Genomic DNA, 24,280 nt, shown 5'->3' with positions numbered 1-24,280 from the left:
TCCTTCAGCAGGTGATCAGGCGCTCTCGCGCACCATGTCCACGTGGGGGAGGCCGGCGTCGAGGAATTCGCCGCTGGCCACCTGGAAGCCTAGCCGTTCGTAGAAGGGAATGGCGTAGACCTGCGCTGTCAGCAACTGGCGCTGCAGGCCCTGGCTTTCCGCCTGTTCGATGGCTGCACGCATCAGCAGATCGCCAACTTTCAGGCCGCGCCAGTCCTTGAGGACCGACACCCGGCCGATGTGTCCGTCCGGCAGGAGGCGGGCGGTACCAATGGCGTAGTCGCCTTCGAAGGCCAGGAAGTGCACGGCTTCGACATCCTCGGCGTCCCATTCGAGTTCCGGCGGGACCGATTGCTCGGCGATGAATACCGCCTCGCGAATGCGCCTCAGATCGGCATTATCCTTCTGCCAGTCCGCGACGCGAACCCTGATCTTGCTACTCATCGGCAAACTCCAGACTGCCCTGTTTGATCAGTTCTCCGATGAGCTTACGCCCATCGTCGTCGGCCAGCCATTGGCCGAGATTCCCTTCGTGCAGCGACTCCGCCGAGCACACCAGCTTGAGCAGGTCGCGCAGTTTTTCCGGCAGGACCACGGTCTGGCCGCTGGCGAACAGCAGCAGGCCGACGTCCACTTCGCTCCAGGCCATGCGGGCGCTGGGGTTGCGGATCAGCACCTCACCGTCTTCGATGGCGGCGGTCAGGTCGCCTTCCTCGATCTCTTCGCCGGCTACCAGTTCCGGGTAGCGCGGTTCGGTCATGAACTGGCCGAACCAGGTGAGCAGCAGGCGCTCGTCGCTCATGTGTTCCTGTAGCAGGTTCTTCAGGCGGTCGAGAGCGTCGCGCTGGATCTGGTGCTGGTCGAAGTCGCCTTTCATCGCCGCCATGCCGGCATCGCTGTAGCGCTCCTCGTCGGAAAGGAACTGGGCCAGGAAGTCGGTGAAGTGGGTCAGCACTTCAGCGGCGCTGGGCGCACGGAAGCCGACCGAGTAGGTCATGCAGTCGTCTTCGGCGATGCCGTAGTGGGCCACGCGTGGCGGCAGGTAGAGCATGTCACCGGGTTCCAGCACCCAGTCGGCACTTTCTTCGAATTCGGCGAGGATGCGCAGGTCGGCATGGGGCAGCATTGGGCTGCTGGCGTCGCAGGTCTGGCCGACTTTCCAGTGGCGGTGGCCGTGGCCCTGCAGGAGGAACACGTCGTAGTTGTCGAAGTGTGGGCCGACGCCGCCGCCTGGGGCCGCGTAGCTGATCATCACGTCGTCAATACGCCAGCTGGGCAGGAACTTGAAGTGTTCCAGCAGTTCGGCGACCTCCGGGATGAACTGGTCGACGGCCTGCACCAGCAGGGTCCAGTCGCGCTCGGGCATCTGGCTGAAAGTATCTTCCTGGAACGGACCGCGGCGCAGCTCCCAGGGGCTGTCGCCGTGTTCGAGGACGATGCGCGATTCGATCATCTCTTCCAGGGCAAGACCGGCCAGTTCGTCAGGGTCCAGCGGGCTCTTGAAGTCGGGGATGGCCTGGCGTACCAGCAGGGGCTTTTTCTGCCAGTAATCGCGGAGGAATTCTTCGGCGCTGATGCCGCCCAAAAGCTGAAGAGGAATAGCAGGATTCATGGTTAAGTCCTTGAAACAAAAACGCCCGGCACAGCCGGGCGTGCAAAGTCAGAGCGAATCTCAGATGCGCTTGGCCTGGGCGGCGGCGTTACCGATGTAGTTCGCGGGGGTCAGTTTCTTCAGCTCGGCCTTGGCTTCTGCCGGCATGTTGAGGCCTTCGATGAATACCTGCAGGGCTTCGGCGCTGATGCCTTTGCCGCGGGTCAGCTCCTTGAGCTTCTCGTAGGGATTCTCGATGCCATAGCGGCGCATGACGGTCTGCACCGGCTCGGCGAGGACTTCCCAGCAGGCATCCAGGTCGGCGGCGATGCGTGCGGCGTTCAGCTCCAGCTTGCCGATGCCCTTGAGGCTGGCTTCGTAGGCGATGACGCTGTGGGCAAAGCCGACGCCCAGGTTGCGCAGCACGGTGGAGTCGGTCAGGTCGCGCTGCCAGCGGGAGATCGGCAGCTTGCTGGCCAGGTGCTGGAGCAGTGCGTTGGCAATGCCCAGGTTGCCTTCGGAGTTCTCGAAGTCGATCGGGTTGACCTTGTGCGGCATGGTCGAGGAGCCGATCTCGCCGGCGACGGTCTTCTGCTTGAAGTAGCCCAGGGAGATGTAGCCCCAGACGTCGCGGTCGAAGTCGATGAGGATAGTGTTGAAGCGGGCCACGGCGTCGAACAGTTCGGCGATGTAGTCGTGCGGCTCGATCTGGGTGGTGTAGGGGTTCCAGTTCAGGCCCAGGTCACCTTCGATGAACTCGCGGGCGTTGGTTTCCCAATCCACTTGCGGATAGGCCGAGAGATGGGCGTTGTAGTTGCCCACGGCACCGTTGATCTTGCCGAGCAGTTCGACCGAGGCAACTTGCTTGATCTGGCGCTCCAGGCGGTAGACGACGTTGGCCAGCTCCTTGCCCAGGGTGGTCGGGGAGGCCGGCTGGCCGTGGGTGCGCGAGAGCATCGGCACGTCGGCGAACTTCACCGCGAGCTCGCGGATGGAGTCGGCGATCTGGTGCATCAGCGGCAGCAGCACGGTGTCACGGCCTTCGCGCAGCATCAGGGCGTGGGACAGGTTGTTGATGTCCTCGGAAGTGCAGGCGAAGTGGATGAACTCGCTGACCTTGGCCAGTTCCGGCAGCTTGGCGGCTTGTTCCTTGAGCAGGTATTCCACGGCTTTCACGTCGTGGTTGGTGGTGCGCTCGATGTCCTTGATGCGCTGCGCGTGCTCCAGCTGGAAGTCGTCCGCCAGCTGGTTCAGCAGGGCGTTGGCTTCGGCGGAGAAGGGCGCGACTTCAGGGACGCCGGCGTGGGCGGCGAGACGCTGGAGCCAGCGAACCTCCACCAGGACGCGGAAACGGATCAGGCCGTATTCGCTGAAAATCGGACGCAGGGCGCTGGTTTTGCTGCCGTAACGGCCGTCAACGGGGGATACCGCGGTAAGGGAGGAAAGCTGCATGGGGCGTTCTCGTAGCTGTCGGTCAACGAAAAGGGCGCACATCATACATGAATGGCGCGAACCGGTCGCCCTTGCGACGACCGCAGGAGCTTGCTTCAGCCGCGTAACAGGGGGCGCAGCTCGTTGAGCATTTTCTTCCGGCTGAACAGCATCTGCCAGCGGTTGCCGCCGAGCTGTCGCCACAGGCGTGCGGAGCGGATGCCAGCCAGCAGCAGGGCGCGAATGCGCGCGGCGTTGGCGTTGATCTGCAGGTGGCGCATGTCGCCATGCACCTGGATGCGCTGACGGAAGGTGCTCAGGGTGTCCTGGTAGAGGCCGGCGCAGGAGGCGATGACGTTCTCGTGGACCAGGCCGAAGTGCTGCACCTGCTGTTGGACCTGGTCCAGGCGGGTGCCCATGATATCGAGCATGTCGGGACGCTTGTTCAGCTGGCGTTCCAGGCCGATCAGCGACAGGGCATAGCGCAGGGGCTCGCGCTGCAGACTGTTGGGGTCGCGCTCCAGGGCGCTGACCAGGGCGCGGAAGCCCTCACGCAGGTTGGCAGTATCGCCGCCGTAGACGTCGAGGGTGGTCTTCGGGTCGCGTACCAGCAGGCTGCCGAGCATGCAGCCCAGCGGCGCCTCGGGGATCTGCCCGGTGCGGGCAAGACGGTCTACCAGGGCAGCGGCCTCAAAGACGCCGGAGAGGGCGATGATCTGGTCGTGCAGATCGCTCATGGATGGTCCTTAGCGAACGCGGGTTCTGCGGATTCGATGACGCCACCGCCGAGGCAGATTTCGCCGTCATAGAAGACGACGGACTGGCCGGGGGTGACGGCGCGCTGTGGCTCGTCGAAGACGGCGCGGTAGCCGTTTTCGGTACGCTCCAGCACGCAGTCCTGGTCCGCCTGGCGGTAGCGCACCTTGGCGCGCAGGGCCTTGGGCTGGTCCAGGTCGATGGGGTTGACCCAATAGATGTGCGAGGCATGCAGGGCGCGGGAGAACAGCCACGGGTGGTCGTTGCCCTGGCCAACAATCAGGACGTTGCGCGCCAGGTCCTTCTCCAGGACGTACCAGGGGCTGTCGTCGGCATTCTTCAGACCGCCGATGCCCAGCCCCTGGCGCTGGCCGATGGTGTGGTACATCAGGCCGACATGCTGGCCGATGACCGTGCCGTCGGTAGTCTCGATGTTGCCGGGCTGAGCGGGCAGGTACTGCTTGAGGAAGTCGCTGAAGCGACGCTCGCCGATGAAGCAGATGCCGGTGGAGTCTTTCTTCTTCGCGGTGGCCAGGCCGTATTTCTCGGCGATGGCGCGAACCTCGGGCTTCTCCAGTTCGCCAACCGGGAACAGGGTCTTGCCGATCTGCTCGCCGCCCACTGCGTGGAGGAAGTAGCTCTGGTCCTTGTTCGGGTCCAAGCCCTTGAGCAGTTCGCTGCGGCCGTCGATATCACGGCGGCGCACGTAGTGCCCGGTGGCGATCAGGTCGGCGCCCAGGGCGACGGCGTAGTCGAGGAAGGCTTTGAACTTGATCTCGCGGTTGCAGAGAATGTCCGGGTTCGGCGTGCGGCCGGCCTTGTATTCCTCGAGGAAGTGCTCGAAGACGTTGTCCCAGTATTCCGCGGCGAAGTTGGCGGTGTGCAGCTTGATGTCGATGCGGTCGCAGACGGCCTGGGCGTCGGCGAGGTCGGTCATGGCGGTGCAGTATTCGGTGCCGTCGTCTTCTTCCCAGTTCTTCATGAACAGACCTTCCACCTGGTAGCCCTGCTCCTTGAGGAGGAGGGCGGAGACGGAAGAGTCCACGCCGCCGGACATGCCGACGATGACGCGGGTGTTCTGGGGAGTCTTCGGCGAAGAAGAGGATGAATCAGACATGGCGGCGGGTCACGAACGCAGGTAAAGAGGGCGATTCTACCAGAGCCGAGCGGCAGAGGCTCGGCTGCCGGCTTAGGCTTGGCTCAGTCTCGGATCAGGGCCAGCGGGAAGCGGTCACCTTTCAGGTAATCATCGATGCAGCGCAGCACCAGGTGGCTGCGCCAGCGTTCGGGCTGCGCGGCCAGTTCTTCGCGGGTCATCCAGCGGGCGCCGAGGATACCGTCGTCCAGCTCGCGCTTGGGGTGATGGCGCAGGGGGCGGGCGGCGAAGCAGACGCGCTGGTAGGTGATGCCGTTGCTGGGTGCCGTGTACAGGTAGATGCCGGTGACGGCAGTCAGCTCCACGTCCCAGCCGGTTTCCTCGAGGGTTTCGCGTACGGCGGCCTCGATCAGGGTTTCGTTGGCCTCCAGGTGGCCGGCGGGCTGGTTGATGACCTGTTTTTTGTCAGCGGACATTTCTTCCACCAGCAGGAAGCGGCCCTGGTCTTCGACGATGGTGGCGACGGTGACGTGTGCTAGCCAGCGCATGGGTGCGGATTCCCTTTCGGATAAGTGCTCAAGGGCGCAAGTTTAACGTTGCCGGGCGCAGAAAGCAGAACCCCCGGGAAGGCCCGGGGGTTCTGGCGTCACGCGAGGTGGCTTACGCCAGTGCGTCGATCGCGGCGTTGAAGGTCGCGCTCGGGCGCATGACCTTGCTGGTCAGCTCCGCGTCGGAACGGTAGTAGCCACCGATTTCCGCCGGCTTGCCCTGTACGCCGTTCAGTTCGGCGACGATGGCTGCTTCGTTCTCGGTCAGGGTCTTGGCCAGGGCGGCGAAGTGAGCCTTCAGCTCGGCGTCGTCGTTCTGCTCGGCCAGGGCCTGGGCCCAGTACATGGCGAGGTAGAAGTGGCTGCCGCGGTTGTCGATCTCACCGATCTTGCGCGACGGCGACTTGTTGTTGTCGAGCAGCTTGCCGGTGGCGATGTCCAGGGTCTTGCCCAGCACCTTGGCCTTGGCATTGGCGGTCTTGATACCTTCTTCCTCGAAGGAGACGGCCAGTGCCAGGAACTCGCCCAGCGAATCCCAGCGCAGGTAGTTCTCTTCCACCAGCTGCTGTACGTGTTTCGGAGCCGAGCCGCCGGCGCCGGTTTCGTACATGCCGCCGCCCGCCATCAGCGGAACGATGGAGAGCATCTTGGCCGAGGTGCCCAGTTCCATGATCGGGAAGAGGTCAGTCAGGTAGTCGCGCAGGACGTTGCCGGTCACCGAGATGGTGTCCAGGCCGCGCAGCTGGCGTTCCATGCTGGTACGGATGGCTTCGTTGTATTCCTTGACGCTGATGTCCAGGCCGGTCAGGTCGTGGTCCTTCAGGTACAGCTCGACCTTCTTGCGCAGCTCGTTGTCGTGGGCGCGCTCCGGGTCCAGCCAGAAAATGGCCGGGGTGTTGGAGGCGCGGGCACGGGTAACAGCCAGCTTGACCCAGTCGCGGATCGGGGCGTCCTTGGTCTGGCAGGCGCGCCAGATGTCGCCGGCTTGTACTTCGTGCTGCATCAGGACCTTGCCGTCAGCGTCGACAACGCGCATCACGCCGTCAGCTTCCATCTCGAAGGTCTTGTCGTGGGAGCCGTATTCCTCGGCCTTCTGCGCCATCAGGCCGACGTTCGGTACGCTGCCCATGGTGGTCGGGTCGAACGCGCCGTTGGTTTTGCAGAAGTTGATCATTTCCTGGTAGATGCGGGCGTAGGTGCTTTCCGGCATGACCGCTTTAGTGTCTTTCTGCTTGCCGTCCTTGCCCCACATCTGACCCGAGTTGCGGATCATCGCTGGCATGGAGGCGTCGACGATCACGTCGCTGGGGATGTGCAGGTTGGTGATGCCCTTGACCGAGTCAACCATCGCCATTTCCGGACGGTGGCTGTACACCTCGTGGATGTCGTGGAGGATTTCTTCCTGCTGCGAGGCCGGCAGCGACTTGATCTTGTCGTAGACGCTGGAGATGCCGTTGTTCGGGTTCACGCCCAGCTCTTCGAACAGCTGGCCATACTTCTCGAACACGTCCTTGTAGTAGACGGTGACGGCGTGACCGAAGACGATCGGGTGGGAGATCTTCATCATGGTGGCCTTGACGTGCAGGGACCACATGACGCCGGTTTCCTTGCAGTCCTGCAGGGTCTTCTCGAAGAAGGCGCGCAGTTTGCTGCAGCTCATGAACATGCTGTCGAGGACTTCGCCGTCCTGCATCTTCAGGGTCTTCTTGGTCTCGACCTTGCCGTCCTTGCCGACGAACTCGATGCGGACTTCACCAGCCTTCGGGATGGTGACCGACTGCTCGCTGGAGAAGAAGTCGCCGCCACGCATGTAGTCGGCGTGGGAGCGCGAAGCCATGCTCCACTTGCCCATGCTGTGCGGGTGCTTGCGGGCGTAAGCTTTCACGGCGGCCGGGGCGCGGCGGTCGGAGTTGCCTTCACGCAGGACCGGGTTCACGGCGCTGCCCAGAACCTTGGCGTAGCGCGCGCGGGTGTCTTTCTCTTCGTCGGTCTGCGGGTCTTCCGGGAAGTCCGGAATGGCGTAGCCCAGCTTCTGCAGTTCGGCGATGGCGCCCTTGAGCTGCGGTACCGAGGCGGAGATGTTCGGCAGCTTGATGATGTTGGCTTTGGCGTCGGTGGCGAGCTGTGCCAGGTAGGCCAGATCGTCTGCGATGGCCTTGTCGCCGAGCTTGTCAGCGAAGGAGGCCAGGATACGGCCCGAAAGAGAGATGTCGCGGGTCTCGACGTCGATGCCGGCGGAGGCGGCAAAGGCTTTTACGATAGGAAGAAGCGAATAGGTCGCGAGGGCGGGTGCTTCGTCGGTGAAGGTGTAGGTGATCTTCGAGCGGATGGACATCTCGTTCTAACTCTCTTCTTTGCTGGGCGCGCACAGAGTCTCGAATCGCGTTGGTACACGCTTGCGTTCAACGAAGTGGTTGACCGACCTTCGAGATTTGCCGCGGGGATATTGGGGCGCCAGTAGAGCGTTGTACGGCGGGATCCTGGTGGGGACGTGCGCCGTTGCGAGGAGAGAGTCTGGTCCCAGACTGCTCGGACCTCGATGACCATTAAGTCATGCCGGCCAGTATACCACCCTAAAGGCAGGGTGAGCCGTGTCCCTTTTTTAGACTAAGGAATGATGTAGTTCGATGACCGACTTGTGAGCTACCCTCATGGCCTGCAAGAGGGTTTCAACCAAAAAGCGGAGTTCAGCATGGGATACCAAAAGATCCAGGTGCCGGCCGGTGACAAAATCACCGTCAACGCCGATATGTCCTTGAATGTACCGAAGAACCCGATCATTCCCTTCATCGAGGGTGATGGTATTGGCGTCGATATCAGCCCGGTCATGATCAAGGTCGTCGACGCTGCCGTCGAGAAGGCCTACAAAGGCGACCGGAAGATCGCGTGGATGGAAGTCTACGCTGGCGAGAAGGCCACCCAGGTCTATGATCAGGACACTTGGCTGCCCCAGGAAACCCTGGACGCCGTTCGCGATTACGTCGTGTCCATCAAGGGACCGTTGACCACTCCGGTGGGCGGTGGCATTCGCTCGTTGAATGTGGCCATGCGCCAGCAGCTCGATCTCTATGTCTGCCTGCGACCGGTGCGCTGGTTCGAAGGTGTCCCCAGCCCGGTGAAGAAGCCCGGCGACGTGGACATGGTGATCTTCCGCGAGAACTCCGAAGACATTTATGCCGGCGTCGAGTGGAAGGCCGGCACTCCCGAAGCCCAGAAGGTCATCAAGTTCCTCACCGAGGAAATGGGCGTCAAGAAGATCCGCTTCACCGACAATTGCGGTATCGGCATCAAGCCGGTTTCCGAGGAAGGCACCAAGCGCCTGGTGCGCAAGGCTTTGCAGTACGCCGTGGACAATGACCGCAGCTCGGTCACCATCGTCCATAAAGGCAATATCATGAAATTCACCGAAGGTGCCTTCAAGGACTGGGGCTATGAGATCGCCCGCGACGAGTTCGGTGCCCAACTGCTCGACGGTGGCCCGTGGATGCAGTTCAAGAACCCGGCCACTGGCAAGAATATCGTGGTAAAGGACGTGATCGCCGACGCCATGCTGCAGCAGATCCTGCTGCGTCCTGCCGAGTACGATGTCATTGCCACCCTCAACCTGAACGGTGACTACCTGTCCGACGCCCTGGCGGCGGAGGTGGGCGGCATCGGCATTGCGCCGGGCGCCAACCTGTCCGATTCGGTGGCCATGTTCGAGGCGACCCACGGCACTGCGCCCAAGTATGCCGGCCTGGACAAGGTCAACCCAGGCTCGGTGATTCTTTCTGCCGAGATGATGCTGCGCCATATGGGTTGGCCGGAAGCGGCAGACCTGATCATCGATGGTGTGAACGGCGCCATCGCCGCGAAGACTGTGACCTATGACTTCGAGCGGCTGATGGACGGTGCCAGGCTGCTGTCGTGCTCCGAGTTCGGCGACGCGATCATCGCCAAGATGTAAGCGAGTACTTCGCCCATGAAAAAAGGCCGGCTAGCTGCCGGCCTTTTTCGTTTCGTCTGATCCTTGACGAATCAGGCTTCCGCCGTGATGTTCTGCGCCTCGCTGCTTGGGGCAGTCTGTGCGGATGGGGTGGATGCATTGGCGTTGACGGGCTGGATATTCACCGCGTGCAACCCCTTCGGACCTTGCAGGATCTCGAAACTGACGGGTTGGCCGGCCTTGAGTGTCTTGTAGCCATCCATCTGGATTGCCGAGTAGTGAGCAAACAGGTCCTCATCTCGGCCATCAGCCAGGATGAAACCGTAGCCCTTGGCGTTGTTGAACCACTTGACCTTACCGCTAAGCATGCTGATATCCCTCTGCAAAGGACTCCATCGCTGGAGTATCATCCACTACTATTCCGCTATGCCCTTTTTTGAAGACTGGCGTCCGGAACTCCTGATACCCTCCGGGGGGTATCCTTTGGTTGTAACACCCTTTTGCCGTTAGTCAAGGCGGCGTCGTCTGGGCCTGAGAGACGATTCAAACTCCGACCGGCCCACTCATTCACCCACTCGCAAAGCTTTTATTCCAGCATGCATGCAAGTAGCCAGATTCGACTAACATTCAATCAGGACCGCCCGGATCCATTGGAAGACGACGGTGCGGGGCTGGCGGTTGAAGAAGCCAAGCCTGCCCTGAAGGCGCCATCGATGTATCGGGTCATCATGTTCAACGATGATTACACCCCGATGGATTTCGTGGTTGAGGTGCTTGAGCTGTACTTCAACATGAACCGCGAGCAGGCAACCAAGGTCATGTTGACGGTGCATACCCAGGGCAAGGCGCACTGCGGGACCTTTACCCGCGATGTCGCGGAAACCAAAGCCATGCAGGTCAATCAATATGCGAGGGAGAGCCAACATCCACTGTTGTGCGAAATTGAGATAGAAGGTTGATGCGGATGTTTGGGAGCGAGGTGAAGTCATGTTGAATCGAGAGCTCGAAGTCACCCTCAATCTCGCCTTCAAGGAGGCGCGGGCGAAGCGGCACGAGTTCATGACCGTTGAGCACTTGCTGTTGGCGCTTCTTGATAATGAAGCGGCCGCGACGGTCCTGAAGGCGTGCGGTGCGAATCTGGACAAGCTGCGGCGAGACCTGCAGGAGTTCATCGATTCCACTACGCCGCTGATCCCTCAGCACGACGAGGACCGCGAAACCCAGCCAACCCTGGGCTTCCAGCGCGTCCTGCAGCGTGCGGTATTCCACGTGCAGAGTTCCGGCAAGCGCGAAGTCACCGGCGCCAATGTGCTGGTTGCCATCTTCAGTGAGCAGGAAAGTCAGGCGGTGTTCCTGCTCAAGCAGCAGAGCGTCGCGCGTATCGACGTGGTCAATTACATCGCCCATGGCATCTCCAAGGTGCCGGGCCACGCCGAGCATCAGGAAAGCGAGCAAGAGATGCAGGACGAGGAGGGCGGCGAGTCGTCTACCTCCAGCCATCCTCTGGATGCCTATGCCAGCAACCTGAATGACCTGGCGCGCCAGGGGCGTATCGATCCGTTGGTTGGTCGCGAGCTGGAGGTCGAGCGCGTCGCGCAGATCCTGGCTCGTCGCCGCAAGAACAACCCGCTACTGGTGGGCGAGGCCGGCGTCGGCAAGACCGCAATCGCCGAAGGCCTGGCCAAGCGCATCGTTGATGGTCAGGTGCCGGACCTGCTGTCCGACAGTGTCGTCTACTCCCTGGATCTGGGTGCGCTGCTGGCGGGCACCAAGTATCGCGGTGACTTTGAGAAGCGCTTCAAGGCGCTGCTCAACGAGCTGCGCAAGCGCCCCCATGCGGTGCTGTTCATCGATGAAATCCACACCATCATCGGTGCCGGTGCGGCGTCGGGCGGGGTGATGGACGCGTCCAACCTGCTCAAACCGCTGCTGTCTTCCGGTGAGATTCGCTGCATCGGCTCCACCACCTTCCAGGAGTTCCGTGGCATCTTCGAGAAGGATCGCGCACTGGCTCGTCGCTTCCAGAAGGTCGATGTCACCGAACCGTCCGTCGAGGATACTTTCGGTATCCTGAAGGGCCTGAAGCCGCGCTTCGAGCAGCATCACCACATCGAGTACAGCGATGAGGCGCTGCGCGCCGCCGCCGAGTTGGCCGCCCGTTACATCAATGACCGGCACATGCCGGACAAGGCCATCGACGTAATTGACGAGGCAGGCGCCTATCAGCGCCTGCAGCCGGAAGAGAAGCGCGTGAAGCGCATCGAAGTGCCTCAGGTCGAGGACATCGTCGCGAAGATCGCGCGGATTCCGCCCAAGCACGTCTCCAGCTCCGATAAAGAGCTGTTGCGCAACCTTGAGCGCGACCTGAAGCTGACCGTGTTCGGACAGGCGGCAGCCATCGAGTCGCTGTCCACTGCCATCAAGCTGTCACGCGCCGGCCTCAAGTCGCCGGACAAGCCGGTCGGTTCCTTCCTGTTCTCCGGTCCGACCGGGGTAGGCAAGACCGAGGTGGCTCGCCAGTTGGCCAAGGCGCTAGGTGTGGAGCTGGTGCGCTTCGATATGTCCGAGTACATGGAGCGGCACACCGTGTCCCGTCTGATCGGTGCACCTCCGGGCTACGTCGGCTTCGACCAGGGTGGTCTGCTCACCGAGGCTATCACCAAGACACCGCACTGCGTGTTGCTGCTGGATGAGATCGAGAAGGCGCATCCGGAAGTCTTCAACCTGCTGTTGCAGGTGATGGACCACGGTACCCTGACCGACAACAACGGGCGCAAGGCGGATTTCCGCAACGTCATCCTGATCATGACCACCAATGCTGGCGCGGAAACCGCGGCGCGGGCCTCCATCGGCTTCACGCAACAGGACCACTCCAACGATGCGATGGAAGTGATCAAGAAGAGCTTCACTCCGGAGTTCCGTAACCGCCTGGATACCATCATCCAGTTTGGTCGCCTCAGTCACGAGACTATCAAGAGTATCGTCGACAAGTTCCTCACGGAGCTTCAGGCGCAGCTGGAGGACAAGCACGTGCAGATCGAGGTCAGCGACTCCGCGCGCGCCTGGCTGGCGGACAAGGGTTACGACCCGCAGATGGGTGCTCGTCCGATGGCGCGGCTCATTCAGGACAAGATCAAGCGGCCGCTGGCCGAGGAGATCCTGTTCGGCGAGCTGGCCGAGCATGGTGGTATGGCCCATGTGGATTTGAAGGACGGCGAGCTGGCCTTCGAATTCGAGGTGATCGCTGCAGAGCCGGCCTGACGTTTAATACATAAGGCCCAAACGAAAACGCCCGGCAATGCCGGGCGTCTTTCTGTGTGCCGGTTTTTGCCGGCACTTACCGTCTGTCAGCGAGCGCGGTAGGTGATGCGACCCTTGGACAGGTCGTAGGGCGTCAGTTCAACGCGAACTTTGTCGCCGGTCAGGATGCGGATGTAGTTCTTGCGCATCTTCCCGGAGATGTGCGCGGTAACGACGTGCCCGTTCTCCAACTCCACGCGGAACATGGTGTTGGGCAGGGTGTCGACGACAGTGCCTTCCATTTCGAAGCTGTCTTCTTTCGACATGCAGTAGAACCCTCGGTATCTATGGTTGCCTGAAGTTTCAGGGCATTAAAAAAGGCACACATTGTGCCTGAAATCGCCCCACAACGCCAATGGGTGTTTTCGGCTCAGTTCAAGGCCACCCAGCGCTGGTTCACGAAAAGCTCGATCGGGCGGTATTGGGTCTTGTAGTTCATCTTCCGGCAATTCTTGATCCAGTAGCCCAAGTAGACGGCGTGGAGGTTCAGACGCTCGGTCTCGCCGATCTGCCAGAGGATGGCGAAGCGCCCCAGACTGCGGCGTTCCTCGTCCGGGTCGTAGAAGGTATAGACGGCGGAAAGGCCGTTGGGCAGCACGTCGGTCACGGCGACGGCCAGCAGCCGACCCTGCAGGCGGAACTCGAAGAAGCAACTGAACGGCAGGTCACGCACCAGGAAGGTGGCGAACTGGTCGCGACTGGGCGGGTACATGTCGCCATCGGCGTGGCGCTGCTCGATGTAGCGCATGTACAGCGCGTAGTACTCCTCGGTGAAGGCTGGGCGCTTGCGGATGACTTCCAGGTCGGCGTTGCGCTTGATGATGCGCTTCTGTTGGCGACTGGGTTGGAAGCCGGCGGCCGGGATGCGTGCCGGGATGCATGCCGTGCAGTGCTGGCAGTGCGGCCGGTAGAGGTGTTCGCCGCTGCGCCGGAAGCCCACCTCTGACAGCGAGGCATACAGCTGTGCATCCATGGGCTGGCTGGGGTCGAGAAACAGGGTGGTGGCCTGTTCCTCGGGCAGATAGCTGCATGGATGCGGTTGTGTGGCGTAAAACTTCAGGCGGGCGAGCTCGGTCATCTTCAACCCCTGCGAGGTCCCTCAGGCAAGTTTAAGACAGGCTGAGCGGGTCCGCCTGCGAAGTCCAGTCTCGCGACGGTGTTTCGTCGAGATGACGGCGCAGGTAGCTGGTGAATTCGCGGCGAGAAATGGCGCGAGCACCGAAGCTGTGCAGATGCTGGGTTGGCATCTGGCAGTCGATCAGCACGAAACCGGCGTCTCGCAGGCGCTGCACCAGGCAGGCAAAGGCGACCTTGGAGGCGTTGTCGACGCGGCTGAACATGGATTCGCCAAAAAACAGGCGACCGATGGCCAGTCCGTAAAGCCCGCCGACCAGTTCATTGCCTTGCCAGGCTTCCGCCGAATGGGCAACGCCCAGGCGGTGTAGCTGGCAATAGGCGTCCTGCATCGGCGTGGTGATCCAGGTGCCGTCCGCATAATCCCGTGGGCTTGCGCAACCCTGGATGACTTGTTCGAAGGCCTGGTCGATGGTGACCTGGTACTGCTGCTGGCGGATGAATTTGGCGAGGCTGCGGGAAACGTGCAGTTCTTCGGGGAACAGCACGGTCCGTGGATCAGGTGACCACCAGAGGATTGGCTGGCCGTCCTGGTACCAGGGGAAGCAGCCGTGGCGGTAAGCCTGGATCAGGCGCTGCGGATTGAGGTCGCCGCCGGCCGCAAGCAAGCCGTTGGGCTCGTGCAGGGCCTTGTCCAGGGGTGGAAAGTCGAAGTTGCTGCGGGAAAGCCACTTGAGCATGAGAGAGGAGGGGAGGGCGAGCCTCCCCTTTGTCCGATCAGTTGTCGTCGAGGAACTTTTCGGCGTCCAGCGCGGCCATGCAGCCGGCGCCAGCCGAGGTGATGGCCTGGCGATAGACGTGGTCGGCCACGTCGCCGGCGGCGAACACGCCGTCGATGCTGGTCAGGGTCGCGTTGCCTTCAGCGCCACCCTTGATCTTCAGGTAGCCGTCATGCATCTCCAGCTGGCCCTTGAACAGGTCGGTGTTGGGCTTGTGGCCGATGGCGATGAACACGCCGGACAGGTCCAGTTGGCGGGTTTCGCCGCTTTCGGCGTCCTTCAGGCGTACGCCGATGACGCCCATGTTGTCACCCAGGACTTCGTCCAGCGTGGTGTTCCAGTGCAGGCGCACATTGCCGTTCCTGGCTTTCTCGAACAGCTTGTCCTGCAGGATCTTCTCCGAGCGCAGTTTGTCGCGGCGGTGGATCAGGTGGACTTCCTTGGCGATGTTGGAGAGGTACAGCGCCTCTTCCACGGCGGTGTTGCCGCCGCCGACCACGCAGACGACCTGGTTGCGGTAGAAGAAGCCGTCGCAGGTGGCGCAGGCGGAAACGCCCTTGCCCATGAAGGCCTCTTCCGAGGACATGCCCAGGTACTGGGCCGAGGCGCCGGTGGCGATGATCAGCGCGTCGCAGGTGTAGGTGCCGCTGTCGCCCTTGAGGGTGAATGGCTTCTGCTGCAACTCGGCGGTGTGGATGTGGTCGTAGACGATCTCGGTATCGAAACGCTTGGCGTGCTGCTCCATGCGCTGCATCAAGGCAGGGCCGGTCAGGCCCTCGACGTCGCCGGGCCAGTTGTCGACCTCGGTGGTGGTGGTCAGCTGACCGCCGGGCTGGATGCCGGTGATGACAACAGGCTTGAGGTTGGCGCGCGCGGCATACACGGCTGCGGTGTAGCCGGCGGGGCCGGAGCCCAGGATGATCAGGCGCGAATGCTTGACTTCACTCATAAAAAGACTCCATAAGCCTTTGTCACGTAAGAGAATGCATGCTCCAATTGAGCAGCCGAAAAGCGGTGTTGGGCTATGCTACACCGAACCCCGGAAAGCCGGCAAAAGCGCAATCGGACACGCCCGGGTTCGCTGGCATCGGCTGGCCAAAGCCGTACAATAGGCCTCTTTCGCGGCCCAACGACTCTCGGACGCGCGTATAGCGCAGGAATAGAAGCGTTTTGAAGGACACCACAGCAAGCCATGCCGCCGCCTGGCGCCAGCAACTGCACTACCGTCTGAAGGAAGGGGCCCTGATCGCGCTGGGCGCGCTCTGCCTTTACCTGTGGATGGCGCTGCTCACCTACGATTCCTCCGATCCGGGCTGGAGCCACTCCAGTCACGTCGAACAGGTGCAGAACGCGGCCGGCCGCCTGGGCGCGCTGAGCGCCGATATCCTGTTCATGGTGCTGGGCTACTTCGCTTATCTGTTTCCGCTGCTGCTGGCAGTGAAGACCTACCAGGTGTTCCGCAAGCGCCACATGCCCTGGGAGTGGAGCGGCTGGCTGTTCTCCTGGCGTCTGATCGGCCTGGTGTTCCTGGTGCTCTCCGGCTCGGCGCTGGCCTTCATCCATTTCCATGTCGGTGGCGGCCATATGCCGGCCAGCGCTGGCGGCGCGCTCGGCGAGAGCTTGGGGCAGTTGGGCGTCAACGCCTTGAACGTGCAGGGCAGTACTTTACTGTTCCTGGCGCTGTTCCTGTTCGGCATGACGGTGTTTGCCGACCTTTCCTGGTTCAAGGTGATGGACGTCACCGGCAAGATCACCCTCGACCTCTTCGAGCTGATTCACAGCGCTACCAACCGCTGGTGGAGTGCTCGCAGCGAGCACAAGCAACTCGTCGCTCAATTGCGCGAGGTGGATGAGCGCGTGGCCGAAGTCGCCGCGCCGATCGTCGCTGATCGCCGTGAGCAGGCCAAGGTCAAGGAACGCCTGATCGAGCGTGAGGAAGCGTTGGTCAAGAGCGTGCAGGAGCGCGAGAAGCGCGTGGCACCGAAGATCGACGTCCCGCCGGCGCCCACCAAGCCGGCCGAGCCGAGCAAACGCGTGCTGAAAGAGAAGCAGGCGCCGCTGTTCGTCGATACCGCTGTGGAAGGCACGCTGCCGCCGCTGTCGATCCTCGACCCGGCCGCCGAGAAGAAGCAAAGCTACTCGCCGGAATCCCTGGAGGCCATGTCGCGCCTGCTGGAGATCAAACTCAAGGAGTTTGGTGTCGAAGTCATCGTCGAGTCCGTGCATCCGGGGCCGGTGATCACTCGTTTCGAAATCCAGCCGGCAGCCGGTGTAAAGGTCAGTCGCATTTCCAACCTCGCGAAGGACCTGGCGCGCTCGCTGGCGGTGATCAGCGTGCGGGTGGTGGAAGTCATCCCCGGCAAGACCACCGTGGGCATCGAGATTCCCAACGAAGACCGGCAGATGGTGCGCTTCTCCGAAGTGCTGATGACGCCGGAATACGACGATCACAAGTCCACTGTGCCGCTGGCCCTGGGCCACGACATCGGCGGCCGGCCGATCATCACCGACCTGGCGAAGATGCCGCATCTGCTGGTGGCGGGTACCACCGGTTCCGGTAAGTCGGTGGGCGTGAACGCCATGCTGCTGTCGATTCTGTTCAAGTCCACGCCCGAAGAGGCGCGGCTGATCATGATCGACCCGAAGATGTTGGAGCTGTCGATCTACGAAGGCATCCCGCACCTGCTCTGTCCGGTGGTCACCGACATGAAAGAGGCCGCCAACGCGCTGCGCTGGAGCGTCGCCGAGATGGAGCGGCGCTATAAGCTGATGGCGGCCATGGGCGTGCGGAACCTTGCCGGCTTCAACCGCAAGGTGAAGGACGCGGAGGAGGCCGGCGCACCGCTGACCGATCCGTTGTATCGCCGCGAGAGCATGGAAGACGAGGCGCCGCCGCTGCAGACCCTCCCGACCATCGTGGTGGTGGTCGACGAATTCGCCGACATGATGATGATCGTCGGCAAGAAGGTGGAAGAGCTGATTGCCCGTATCGCCCAGAAGGCGCGTGCGGCAGGCATCCACCTGATCCTGGCGACCCAGCGTCCGTCGGTGGACGTGATCACCGGCCTGATCAAGGCGAACATTCCGACCCGTATCGCCTTCCAGGTATCCAGCAAGATCGACTCGCGCACCATCCTCGACCAGGGCGGCGCCGAGCAGCTGCTCGGCCACGGTGACATGCTCTACCTGCCGCCGGGTACCGGCCTGCCGATCCGCGTCCATGGCGCCTTCGTCTCCGACGACGAGGTGCACCGCGTCGTCGAGGCCTGGAAGCTGCGTGGCGCCCCGAACTACATCGAGGACATTCTCGCTGGCGCCGATGAAGGCGGTGGTGGTGGCTCCTTCGATGGCGGCGGTGGCGAAGGCAGCGAAGGCAGCGAGGACGACCCGCTCTACGACGAGGCCGTACGCTTCGTGACCGAAAGCCGCCGGGCGTCCATTTCCGCCGTGCAGCGCAAGCTGAAGATCGGCTACAACCGCGCTGCGCGGATGATCGAGGCGATGGAAATGGCCGGCGTGGTTACCGCGATGAATACCAATGGCTCGCGCGAAGTCATCGCGCCGGCCCCGATCCGTGATTGATTCGACTCCGAGGATTTCGATGCGTCTGATCCGCCTGTTGTTCGTTGCTGCGCTGGCTTTGGCTGGCGCCCAGGCCCACGCCGACGAAGCTGCCGCCCAGCGCCTGAGCGGGATGCTCACCAAAGCCCAGACCCTGACCGCGCGCTTCTCCCAGCTAACCCTGGACGGCAGCGGTACTCGTCTGCAGGAAACCGCCGGTCAACTGGCGCTCAAGCGTCCGGGTCTGTTCCGCTGGCATACCGATGCGCCGAACGAGCAACTGCTCATCTCCAATGGCGAGAAGATCTGGCTGTTCGATCCGGACCTGGAGCAGGTGACCATCCAGAAGCTCGACCAGCGCCTGACCCAGACCCCGGCGCTGCTGCTTTCCGGCGATGTGTCGAAGATCGGTCAGAGCTTCGACATTACCGCCAAAGACGGCGGCAACGTGGTCGACTTTGTGCTCAAGCCCAAGGCCAAGGACACCCTGTTCGACAGCCTGCGGATATCCTTCCGCAGCGGCGTGGTGAACGACATGCAACTGGTCGACAGCGTTGGCCAGCGTACCAACATCCTGTTCTTCGACGTGAAGATGAACGAGGCGATGGACGCCAAGCAGTTCGTCTTCGAGGTGCCCAAGGGCGTCGACGTCATCCAGGAGTGAGTGGCGACCGGCGCCCGCGCTTTGAGAAATGAATAGGTAAGACTTTGGATCTGTTCCGCTCCGCCCCCGTTTCCCAGCCCCTGGCCGCGCGCCTGCGCGCGACCAGCCTGGACGAGTACGTCGGTCAGGAGCACCTGCTCGCCCGTGGCAAGCCGCTGCGTGAGGCCCTGGAGCAGGGCGCGCTGCACTCGATGATCTTCTGGGGGCCGCCCGGCGTCGGCAAGACCACCCTGGCGAAATTGCTGGCCCAGGTCACCGACGCACATTTCGAGACCATCTCCGCGGTGCTCTCGGGCGTAAAGGAAATCCGCCAGTCGGTGGAAGTGGCCAAGCAGCACGCCGCGCAGTACGGCCGTCGCACCATCCTCTTCGTCGACGAAGTGCACCGCTTCAACAAGAGTCAGCAGGATGCCTTCCTGCCCTACGTGGAAGACGGCACGCTGATTTTCATTGGCGCGACCACCGAGAACCCGTCCTTCGAGCTGAACAACGCATTGCTCTCCCGTGCTCGCGTCTACGTGTTGAAGAGCCTGGACGAGCCGGCTCTGCGCCGCCTGGTCGAGCGCGCGCTGACGGAAGAAAAGGGTCTGGGCAAGCGCAACCTGAGTCTGCCTGACGACAGCTTCGCCATCCTGATGGCGGCTGCCGACGGCGATGGCCGGCGCCTGCTCAACCTGCTGGAGAACGCCTCGGACCTTGCCGAAGATAATGGCGAGATCAGCGCCGAGCTGTTGCAGAACCTGCTGGGTGACACGCGTCGGCGCTTTGACAAGGGCGGCGAGGCTTTCTACGACCAGATCAGCGCGCTGCACAAGTCGGTGCGTGGATCCAGTCCCGATGGCGCGCTGTACTGGTATTCGCGCATGCTCGATGGTGGCTGCGATCCGCTTTACATCGCCCGTCGCGTGGTGCGCATGGCCAGCGAAGACATCGGCAACGCCGATCCGCGCGCACTGACCTTGTGCCTGCACGCCTGGGACGTTCAGGAGCGCCTTGGTAGCCCTGAGGGTGAGTTGGCGATTGCGCAGGCTATTGTGTATCTGGCCTGCGCGCCGAAGAGTAATGCCGTCTACAACGCGTACAACACGGCGCGCCGTGATGTAGCGGAGAGCGGTTCGCTGGAGGTGCCGCTGCACTTGCGCAACGCACCGACCAAGCTGATGAAGAACCTGGGTTACGGCGACGAGTATCGCTATGCCCATGATGAGCCGGATGCCTATGCGGCCGGAGAAGACTACTTCCCCGAGTCCATGGAACCGCGCCAGTATTACCAACCCGTGCCGCGCGGGCTCGAACTGAAGATCGGCGAAAAGCTGCGCCACCTGGCCAGCCTCGACAAGGCCAGTTCCCGCCGTCGCAGAAAATCCTGAAGTGGCGCCCGCGAGCGCCGCCTGACACTAGACACGAGAAGACACCATGCTCGATTCCAAACTGGTTCGTACCCAGCCGCAGGAAGTGGCCGAACGCCTGGCCACCCGTGGCTTCACTCTGGACGTGGCGCGCATCGAAGCGCTGGAGAGCCAGCGCAAGTCCGTGCAGACTCGCACCGAGGCCCTGCAGGCCGAGCGTAATGCGCGCTCCAAGGCCATCGGCCAGGCCATGAAAAATGGCGAAGACGTCGCGCCGCTGAAGGCCGAGGTCAACCGCATGGCCGAGGAGCTGGAATCCGGCAAGCGCGAGCTGGACGCCATCCAGGCCGAGCTGGACAACCTGCTGCTGAATATCCCGAACCTGCCGCACGAATCCGTGCCGGTGGGCGCTGATGAAGAGGAAAACGTCGAAGTCCGTCGCTGGGGCACTCCGCGCACCTTCGATTTCGAGATCAAGGACCACGTCGCCCTGGGCGAACAGCACGGCTGGCTGGACTTCGAGACTGCTGCGCGCCTGTCTGGCGCGCGTTTCGCTCTGATGCGCGGCCCGATCGCCCGCCTGCACCGTGCCCTGGCGCAGTTCATGCTCGACTTGCACACCCGTGAGCACGGCTACGAGGAGGCCTACACCCCGTACCTGGTGCAGGCACCGGCGCTGCAAGGCACCGGCCAGCTGCCGAAGTTCGAGGAAGACCTGTTCAAGATCCAGCGCGAAGACGAAGCCGATCTGTATCTGATCCCCACCGCCGAAGTCTCGCTGACCAACATCGTGGCTGGGCAGATCCTCGACGCAAAGGAGTTGCCGCTGAAGTTCGTCGCCCACACCCCTTGCTTCCGCAGTGAGGCCGGCGCCTCGGGTCGTGATACTCGCGGCATGATCCGCCAGCACCAGTTCGACAAGGTCGAGATGGTGCAGATCGTCGAGCCGTCGAAATCCTGGGAAGCCCTGGAAAGCCTGGTCGGAAACGCCGAGAAGGTTCTTCAGGCCCTGGAGCTGCCGTACCGCGCCCTGGCGCTGTGCACCGGCGACATGGGTTTCGGCGCCGCCAAGACCTACGACCTTGAAGTCTGGGTGCCGAGCCAGGACAAGTACCGCGAGATTTCCTCCTGCTCCAACTGTGGCGACTTCCAGGCCCGCCGCATGCAGGCGCGCTACCGCAACCCGGAAACCGGCAAGCCGGAGCTGGTGCATACCCTCAACGGCTCGGGCCTGGCCGTGGGCCGCACTCTGGTCGCCGTGCTGGAGAACTACCAGCAGGCCGACGGCTCGATCCGCGTACCGGACGTGCTCAAGCCGTACATGGCCGGCATCGAGGTAATCGGCTGAGATGGACTTCCTGCCGCTGTTCCACATCCTGCGCGGACGTCGCGCGCTACTGGTCGGCGGCGGTGATGTCGCACTGCGCAAGGCGCGCCTGCTAAACGACGCCGGCGCAGTGCTGCGAGTCGTGGCTCCGGAAGTGCATTCGGAGCTGCGTGAGCTGATCGAGGAGGGCGCGGGCGAATTGCTCCTGCGCCCCTACGCCCCGGGCGACCTTCAGGATTGCGTGCTGGTCATCGCGGCCACGGACGATGAACCGCTCAATGCGCAGGTTTCCCGCGATGCCAACGAGCGTGGCGTGCCGGTCAATGTGGTCGATGCGCCGGCGCTGTGCAGTGTGATCTTCCCAGCTATCGTCGACCGTTCACCGCTGGTGGTGGCTGTGTCCAGCGGTGGCGATGCGCCGGTGCTGGCCCGGCTACTGCGTGCCAAGCTGGAAACCTGGATTCCCGCGACCTATGGCCAGTTGGCCGGTCTCGCCAGCCGCTTCCGCGAGCGCGTGAAGCAGCGCCTGCCGGACCTGCAGCAGCGGCGCAAGTTCTGGGAGGACGTGTTCCAGGGGCCAATCGCCGAGCGAGTGCTCGCCGGCTTGCCGAACGAGGCTGAGCGCCTGTTGGCGGACAAGCTTGAATCGCCGCAGGCCGAGTCTCGCGGTGAGGTCTATCTGGTCGGCGCGGGTCCGGGTGATCCTGATCTGCTGACCTTCCGCGCCCTGCGCCTGATGCAGCAGGCCGACGTGGTGCTCTACGACCGTCTCGTCGCGCCGGCCATCCTCGAACTGTGCCGCCGCGACGCGGACCGCCTGTATGTCGGCAAGCGTCGCGCAGATCACGCCGTGCCGCAGGACGAGATCAATCGCAAGCTGGTCGAGCTGGCCCTGCAAGGCAAGCGGGTGCTGCGCCTGAAGGGCGGAGATCCGTTCATCTTCGGTCGGGGTGGCGAAGAGATCGACGAACTGGCAGCCAATGGCATTCCGTTCCAGGTGGTGCCGGGTATTACGGCAGCCAGTGGCTGCGCGGCCTACGCCGGCATTCCGCTGACCCATCGCGATTACGCGCAGTCCGTGCGTTTTGTGACTGGTCATCTGAAAGACGGCAGCACCGACCTGCCCTGGAACGATCTGGTCGCGCCCGGGCAGACGCTGGTGTTCTACATGGGCCTGGTCGGCTTGCCGGTCATCTGCGAGCAACTGGTGCGTCACGGCCGTTCCGCCGATACGCCGGCGGCGCTCATCCAGCAGGGCACCACCGTGCGTCAGCGGGTGTTCACCGGCACTCTGGCGAACCTGCCGGAGTTGGTGGCCGAGCACGAAGTGCATGCGCCGACCCTGGTGATTGTCGGGGAAGTAGTGCAGTTGCGCGAAAAATTGGCGTGGTTCGAGGGGCAGCAGTGAGAGCCCTGCGCGTTGCGATCCTGGGTGCCGCATGTGCCCTGAGTTGCTTCGCCTTGCCGGCGTCGGCGGCCAGCTTCGACTGCAAGAAGGCCAAGCAGGCAGACGAGAAAGCCATCTGCGCGGATCGCCAGCTTTCCGAGATGGATGTGCAGGTGGCAACGACCTACCGCCTGCTGCGCGGCCTGTTCGCCATGGGCATGCGTGGCAACCTGGGCGACTCCCAGCTCGCCTGGCTGGAGCAGCGCCGCGCCTGCGGCGCCAATAAGGCCTGCCTCAAGCAGCGCTACCAGGAACGCCTGGACGCGCTGCAGAAGGTCTACGACGGCATCGACAAGCCCATCTGAAAAGCTATCGACCGCGTAGGAGCGAGCTTGCTCGCGAACGGCTTCCGCGTGGATTGCCGGTTCGCGAGCAAGCTCGCTCCTACGAGGATGGTTTCAGCCTTTGTGCGCAATCCCCTTGCCCGGTAGATGCTCCCGCCCGTGCGGCCCGGTGAAATCCTGCTGCGGCCCCAGCGGCACGACGCCGGTCGGGTTGATGGTGCGGTGGCTGGCGTAGTAGTGGTTCTTGATGTGCTGGAAATCCACGGTTCCGGCAACGCCTTCAAGCTGATACAGCTCGCGCAACCAGCCGGACAGGTTCGGGTAGTCCGCCAGGCGCCGCAGGTTGCACTTGAAGTGGCCATTGTAGACCGCGTCGAAGCGAATCAACGTGGTGAACAGGCGCACATCGGCTTCGGTCAGGTATTCACCGGCCAGGTAGCGTTGCTTGCTCAGGCGCTCTTCCAGCCAGTCCAGTTCGTTGAACAGGGTCGTGAAGGCTTCTTCGTAGGCGTCCTGTGTCGTGGCGAAACCGGCGCGATAGACGCCGTTGTTCACGGCAGGGTAGATACGCTCGTTCAGCTCGTTGATCTGCGCGCGCAGCGGTTCCGGGTAGAGGTCCAGCGTGTTGCCGGTGATCCCGTCGAAGGCGCTGTTGAGCATGCGGATGATCTCCGCTGATTCATTGCTGACGGTGCGTCGCTCGTGCTTGTCCCAGAGCAGCGGCACGGTCACGCGACCGGTGTAGTGCGCGTCGTCCCTCGTGTAGCGCTGGTGCAGGAAGTCCAGGCTGTCCAGCTTGTCACCGGTAGAGCCAAGCGCCTTGTCGAAGGTCCAGCCGTCTTCCAGCATCAGCCAACTGACCACTGAGACGTCGATCAGCGAGTCCAGCCCCTTGAGCTGGCGGTAGATCAGCGTGCGGTGGGCCCAGGGGCAGGCCAGGGAAACGTAGAGGTGATAGCGGCCGGCTTCAGCGCGGAAGCCGCCTTCGCCGCTGGGGCCGGGTTGGCCGTCGGCGGTGATCCAGTTGCGGCGCTGCGCGTTCTCGCGCTGGAAGCGACCGTCCTTGCTGGTGTCATACCACTGGTCATGCCAGCGGCCATCGATCAACTGTCCCATCTCATTGCTCCAGAAAACGGGGAGATGGGGCC

Annotated in this window: 22 protein-coding genes; 9 read left to right on the top strand and 13 right to left on the bottom strand. The window is 62.8% G+C overall.

Annotation, left to right across the window (positions count from 1 at the left end):
- Nucleotides 1-15: 15 nt before the first annotated feature.
- The 7 genes from CTR55_RS27035 to CTR55_RS27005 form a co-directional block, all read right to left on the bottom strand.
- Nucleotides 16-444 carry a GNAT family N-acetyltransferase gene (locus tag CTR55_RS27035; protein WP_017517103.1) on the bottom strand — a complete coding sequence of 143 codons (429 nt, stop codon included), beginning with the start codon at nt 442-444 and terminating at the stop codon, nt 16-18.
- On the bottom strand, nt 437-1,612 hold the full coding sequence (locus tag CTR55_RS27030; RefSeq protein ID WP_296291614.1) for a cupin domain-containing protein: 1,176 nt from the start codon (nt 1,610-1,612) through the stop codon (nt 437-439). The genes CTR55_RS27035 and CTR55_RS27030 overlap by 8 nt, the downstream gene beginning before the upstream one ends.
- A gap of 60 nt (nt 1,613-1,672) precedes the next feature.
- Nucleotides 1,673-3,043 carry an adenylosuccinate lyase gene (purB, locus tag CTR55_RS27025; protein WP_296291612.1) on the bottom strand — a complete coding sequence of 457 codons (1,371 nt, stop codon included), beginning with the start codon at nt 3,041-3,043 and terminating at the stop codon, nt 1,673-1,675.
- A 95-nt stretch (nt 3,044-3,138) separates the two neighbouring features.
- Nucleotides 3,139-3,759 (bottom strand): high frequency lysogenization protein HflD, encoded by a 621-nt coding sequence (gene hflD, locus CTR55_RS27020; protein WP_296291611.1) that lies wholly within the window; start codon nt 3,757-3,759, stop codon nt 3,139-3,141.
- A complete protein-coding gene (gene mnmA / locus CTR55_RS27015) occupies nt 3,756-4,895 on the bottom strand; it encodes a tRNA 2-thiouridine(34) synthase MnmA (RefSeq protein ID WP_296291609.1) in 1,140 nt (379 codons plus the stop codon). Before mnmA ends, hflD begins: the two co-directional genes overlap by 4 nt.
- 83 nt (nt 4,896-4,978) lie before the next feature.
- Nucleotides 4,979-5,422 carry an NUDIX hydrolase gene (locus tag CTR55_RS27010; RefSeq protein ID WP_296291607.1) on the bottom strand — a complete coding sequence of 148 codons (444 nt, stop codon included), beginning with the start codon at nt 5,420-5,422 and terminating at the stop codon, nt 4,979-4,981.
- A 112-nt stretch (nt 5,423-5,534) separates the two neighbouring features.
- Entirely contained in the window at nt 5,535-7,757 is a 2,223-nt protein-coding gene (locus tag CTR55_RS27005) for an NADP-dependent isocitrate dehydrogenase (protein ID WP_296291605.1), read from the bottom strand.
- Nucleotides 7,758-8,114: 357 nt separating this feature from the next.
- Between CTR55_RS27005 and icd the strand changes: the two genes are divergently transcribed.
- Nucleotides 8,115-9,368: an NADP-dependent isocitrate dehydrogenase gene (gene icd / locus CTR55_RS27000; protein WP_296291603.1), complete on the top strand. Its 1,254-nt coding sequence runs from the start codon at nt 8,115-8,117 to the stop codon at nt 9,366-9,368.
- A 71-nt stretch (nt 9,369-9,439) separates the two neighbouring features.
- Here the strand turns inward: icd and cspD are convergent, their stop codons facing one another.
- Nucleotides 9,440-9,715 (bottom strand): cold shock domain-containing protein CspD, encoded by a 276-nt coding sequence (gene cspD / locus CTR55_RS26995; RefSeq protein ID WP_296291600.1) that lies wholly within the window; start codon nt 9,713-9,715, stop codon nt 9,440-9,442.
- Nucleotides 9,716-9,943: 228 nt separating this feature from the next.
- Between cspD and clpS the strand changes: the two genes are divergently transcribed.
- A complete protein-coding gene (gene clpS / locus CTR55_RS26990) occupies nt 9,944-10,306 on the top strand; it encodes an ATP-dependent Clp protease adapter ClpS (protein ID WP_026078807.1) in 363 nt (120 codons plus the stop codon).
- 28 nt (nt 10,307-10,334) lie between these two features.
- Complete coding sequence (gene clpA / locus CTR55_RS26985; protein WP_296291596.1) at nt 10,335-12,608, top strand: ATP-dependent Clp protease ATP-binding subunit ClpA; 2,274 nt, start codon at nt 10,335-10,337, stop codon at nt 12,606-12,608.
- An 86-nt stretch (nt 12,609-12,694) separates the two neighbouring features.
- Here the strand turns inward: clpA and infA are convergent, their stop codons facing one another.
- The 4 genes from infA to trxB form a co-directional block, all read right to left on the bottom strand.
- Entirely contained in the window at nt 12,695-12,913 is a 219-nt protein-coding gene (infA, locus tag CTR55_RS26980) for a translation initiation factor IF-1 (protein WP_002553999.1), read from the bottom strand.
- Nucleotides 12,914-13,017: 104 nt separating this feature from the next.
- The gene (locus CTR55_RS26975) at nt 13,018-13,725 is read right to left on the bottom strand and encodes an arginyltransferase (protein WP_296291595.1); all 708 of its coding nucleotides are present in this window, start codon (nt 13,723-13,725) and stop codon (nt 13,018-13,020) included.
- 31 nt (nt 13,726-13,756) lie between these two features.
- Nucleotides 13,757-14,461 carry a leucyl/phenylalanyl-tRNA--protein transferase gene (aat, locus tag CTR55_RS26970; RefSeq protein WP_296291593.1) on the bottom strand — a complete coding sequence of 235 codons (705 nt, stop codon included), beginning with the start codon at nt 14,459-14,461 and terminating at the stop codon, nt 13,757-13,759.
- Between the two features lie 37 nt (nt 14,462-14,498).
- Nucleotides 14,499-15,449: a thioredoxin-disulfide reductase gene (gene trxB / locus CTR55_RS26965; protein ID WP_296291591.1), complete on the bottom strand. Its 951-nt coding sequence runs from the start codon at nt 15,447-15,449 to the stop codon at nt 14,499-14,501.
- A gap of 221 nt (nt 15,450-15,670) precedes the next feature.
- Here trxB and ftsK point away from each other — a divergent pair, with 221 nt between their 5' ends.
- From ftsK to CTR55_RS26935, 6 genes are read left to right on the top strand one after another with little or no spacing between them, the layout of a single operon-like run.
- Nucleotides 15,671-18,082, top strand: coding sequence for a DNA translocase FtsK (ftsK, locus tag CTR55_RS26960; RefSeq protein WP_296291588.1), 2,412 nt, complete (start codon nt 15,671-15,673; stop codon nt 18,080-18,082).
- A gap of 19 nt (nt 18,083-18,101) precedes the next feature.
- On the top strand, nt 18,102-18,725 hold the full coding sequence (gene lolA / locus CTR55_RS26955; RefSeq protein WP_296291587.1) for an outer membrane lipoprotein chaperone LolA: 624 nt from the start codon (nt 18,102-18,104) through the stop codon (nt 18,723-18,725).
- A gap of 44 nt (nt 18,726-18,769) precedes the next feature.
- Complete coding sequence (locus CTR55_RS26950; RefSeq protein WP_296291586.1) at nt 18,770-20,095, top strand: replication-associated recombination protein A; 1,326 nt, start codon at nt 18,770-18,772, stop codon at nt 20,093-20,095.
- Nucleotides 20,096-20,141: 46 nt separating this feature from the next.
- The gene (gene serS / locus CTR55_RS26945) at nt 20,142-21,422 is read left to right on the top strand and encodes a serine--tRNA ligase (RefSeq protein ID WP_296291583.1); all 1,281 of its coding nucleotides are present in this window, start codon (nt 20,142-20,144) and stop codon (nt 21,420-21,422) included.
- A 1-nt stretch (nt 21,423) separates the two neighbouring features.
- Complete coding sequence (cysG, locus tag CTR55_RS26940) at nt 21,424-22,809, top strand: siroheme synthase CysG (RefSeq protein ID WP_296291581.1); 1,386 nt, start codon at nt 21,424-21,426, stop codon at nt 22,807-22,809.
- Between the two features lie 5 nt (nt 22,810-22,814).
- Complete coding sequence (locus CTR55_RS26935; RefSeq protein WP_296291649.1) at nt 22,815-23,153, top strand: lysozyme inhibitor LprI family protein; 339 nt, start codon at nt 22,815-22,817, stop codon at nt 23,151-23,153.
- Between the two features lie 93 nt (nt 23,154-23,246).
- Here the strand turns inward: CTR55_RS26935 and CTR55_RS26930 are convergent, their stop codons facing one another.
- Nucleotides 23,247-24,248: a glutathione S-transferase family protein gene (locus tag CTR55_RS26930; RefSeq protein WP_296291579.1), complete on the bottom strand. Its 1,002-nt coding sequence runs from the start codon at nt 24,246-24,248 to the stop codon at nt 23,247-23,249.
- Nucleotides 24,249-24,280 lie beyond the last annotated feature (32 nt).

Origin of the sequence: Pseudomonas sp. (assembly GCF_002796985.1) — a bacterium.
Classification (GTDB): domain Bacteria; phylum Pseudomonadota; class Gammaproteobacteria; order Pseudomonadales; family Pseudomonadaceae; genus Pseudomonas.
This window is presented reverse-complemented; position numbering and strand designations above follow the sequence as displayed.

What these genes read in the sequence shown, in the direction of transcription:
- trxB (WP_296291591.1), bottom strand. Translation starts at nt 15,449, where the DNA reads ATGAGTGAAGTCAAGCATTCGCGCCTGATCATCCTGGGCTCCGGCCCC.
- CTR55_RS26930 (WP_296291579.1), bottom strand. Translation starts at nt 24,248, where the DNA reads ATGGGACAGTTGATCGATGGCCGCTGGCATGACCAGTGGTATGACACC.
- cysG (WP_296291581.1), top strand. Translation starts at nt 21,424, where the DNA reads ATGGACTTCCTGCCGCTGTTCCACATCCTGCGCGGACGTCGCGCGCTA.
- CTR55_RS26975 (WP_296291595.1), bottom strand. Translation starts at nt 13,725, where the DNA reads ATGACCGAGCTCGCCCGCCTGAAGTTTTACGCCACACAACCGCATCCA.
- CTR55_RS27030 (WP_296291614.1), bottom strand. Translation starts at nt 1,612, where the DNA reads ATGAATCCTGCTATTCCTCTTCAGCTTTTGGGCGGCATCAGCGCCGAA.
- infA (WP_002553999.1), bottom strand. Translation starts at nt 12,913, where the DNA reads ATGTCGAAAGAAGACAGCTTCGAAATGGAAGGCACTGTCGTCGACACC.
- purB (WP_296291612.1), bottom strand. Translation starts at nt 3,043, where the DNA reads ATGCAGCTTTCCTCCCTTACCGCGGTATCCCCCGTTGACGGCCGTTAC.
- hflD (WP_296291611.1), bottom strand. Translation starts at nt 3,759, where the DNA reads ATGAGCGATCTGCACGACCAGATCATCGCCCTCTCCGGCGTCTTTGAG.
- clpS (WP_026078807.1), top strand. Translation starts at nt 9,944, where the DNA reads ATGCATGCAAGTAGCCAGATTCGACTAACATTCAATCAGGACCGCCCG.
- serS (WP_296291583.1), top strand. Translation starts at nt 20,142, where the DNA reads ATGCTCGATTCCAAACTGGTTCGTACCCAGCCGCAGGAAGTGGCCGAA.
- CTR55_RS27005 (WP_296291605.1), bottom strand. Translation starts at nt 7,757, where the DNA reads ATGTCCATCCGCTCGAAGATCACCTACACCTTCACCGACGAAGCACCC.
- mnmA (WP_296291609.1), bottom strand. Translation starts at nt 4,895, where the DNA reads ATGTCTGATTCATCCTCTTCTTCGCCGAAGACTCCCCAGAACACCCGC.
- aat (WP_296291593.1), bottom strand. Translation starts at nt 14,461, where the DNA reads ATGCTCAAGTGGCTTTCCCGCAGCAACTTCGACTTTCCACCCCTGGAC.
- icd (WP_296291603.1), top strand. Translation starts at nt 8,115, where the DNA reads ATGGGATACCAAAAGATCCAGGTGCCGGCCGGTGACAAAATCACCGTC.
- cspD (WP_296291600.1), bottom strand. Translation starts at nt 9,715, where the DNA reads ATGCTTAGCGGTAAGGTCAAGTGGTTCAACAACGCCAAGGGCTACGGT.
- clpA (WP_296291596.1), top strand. Translation starts at nt 10,335, where the DNA reads ATGTTGAATCGAGAGCTCGAAGTCACCCTCAATCTCGCCTTCAAGGAG.
- lolA (WP_296291587.1), top strand. Translation starts at nt 18,102, where the DNA reads ATGCGTCTGATCCGCCTGTTGTTCGTTGCTGCGCTGGCTTTGGCTGGC.
- CTR55_RS27035 (WP_017517103.1), bottom strand. Translation starts at nt 444, where the DNA reads ATGAGTAGCAAGATCAGGGTTCGCGTCGCGGACTGGCAGAAGGATAAT.
- CTR55_RS27010 (WP_296291607.1), bottom strand. Translation starts at nt 5,422, where the DNA reads ATGCGCTGGCTAGCACACGTCACCGTCGCCACCATCGTCGAAGACCAG.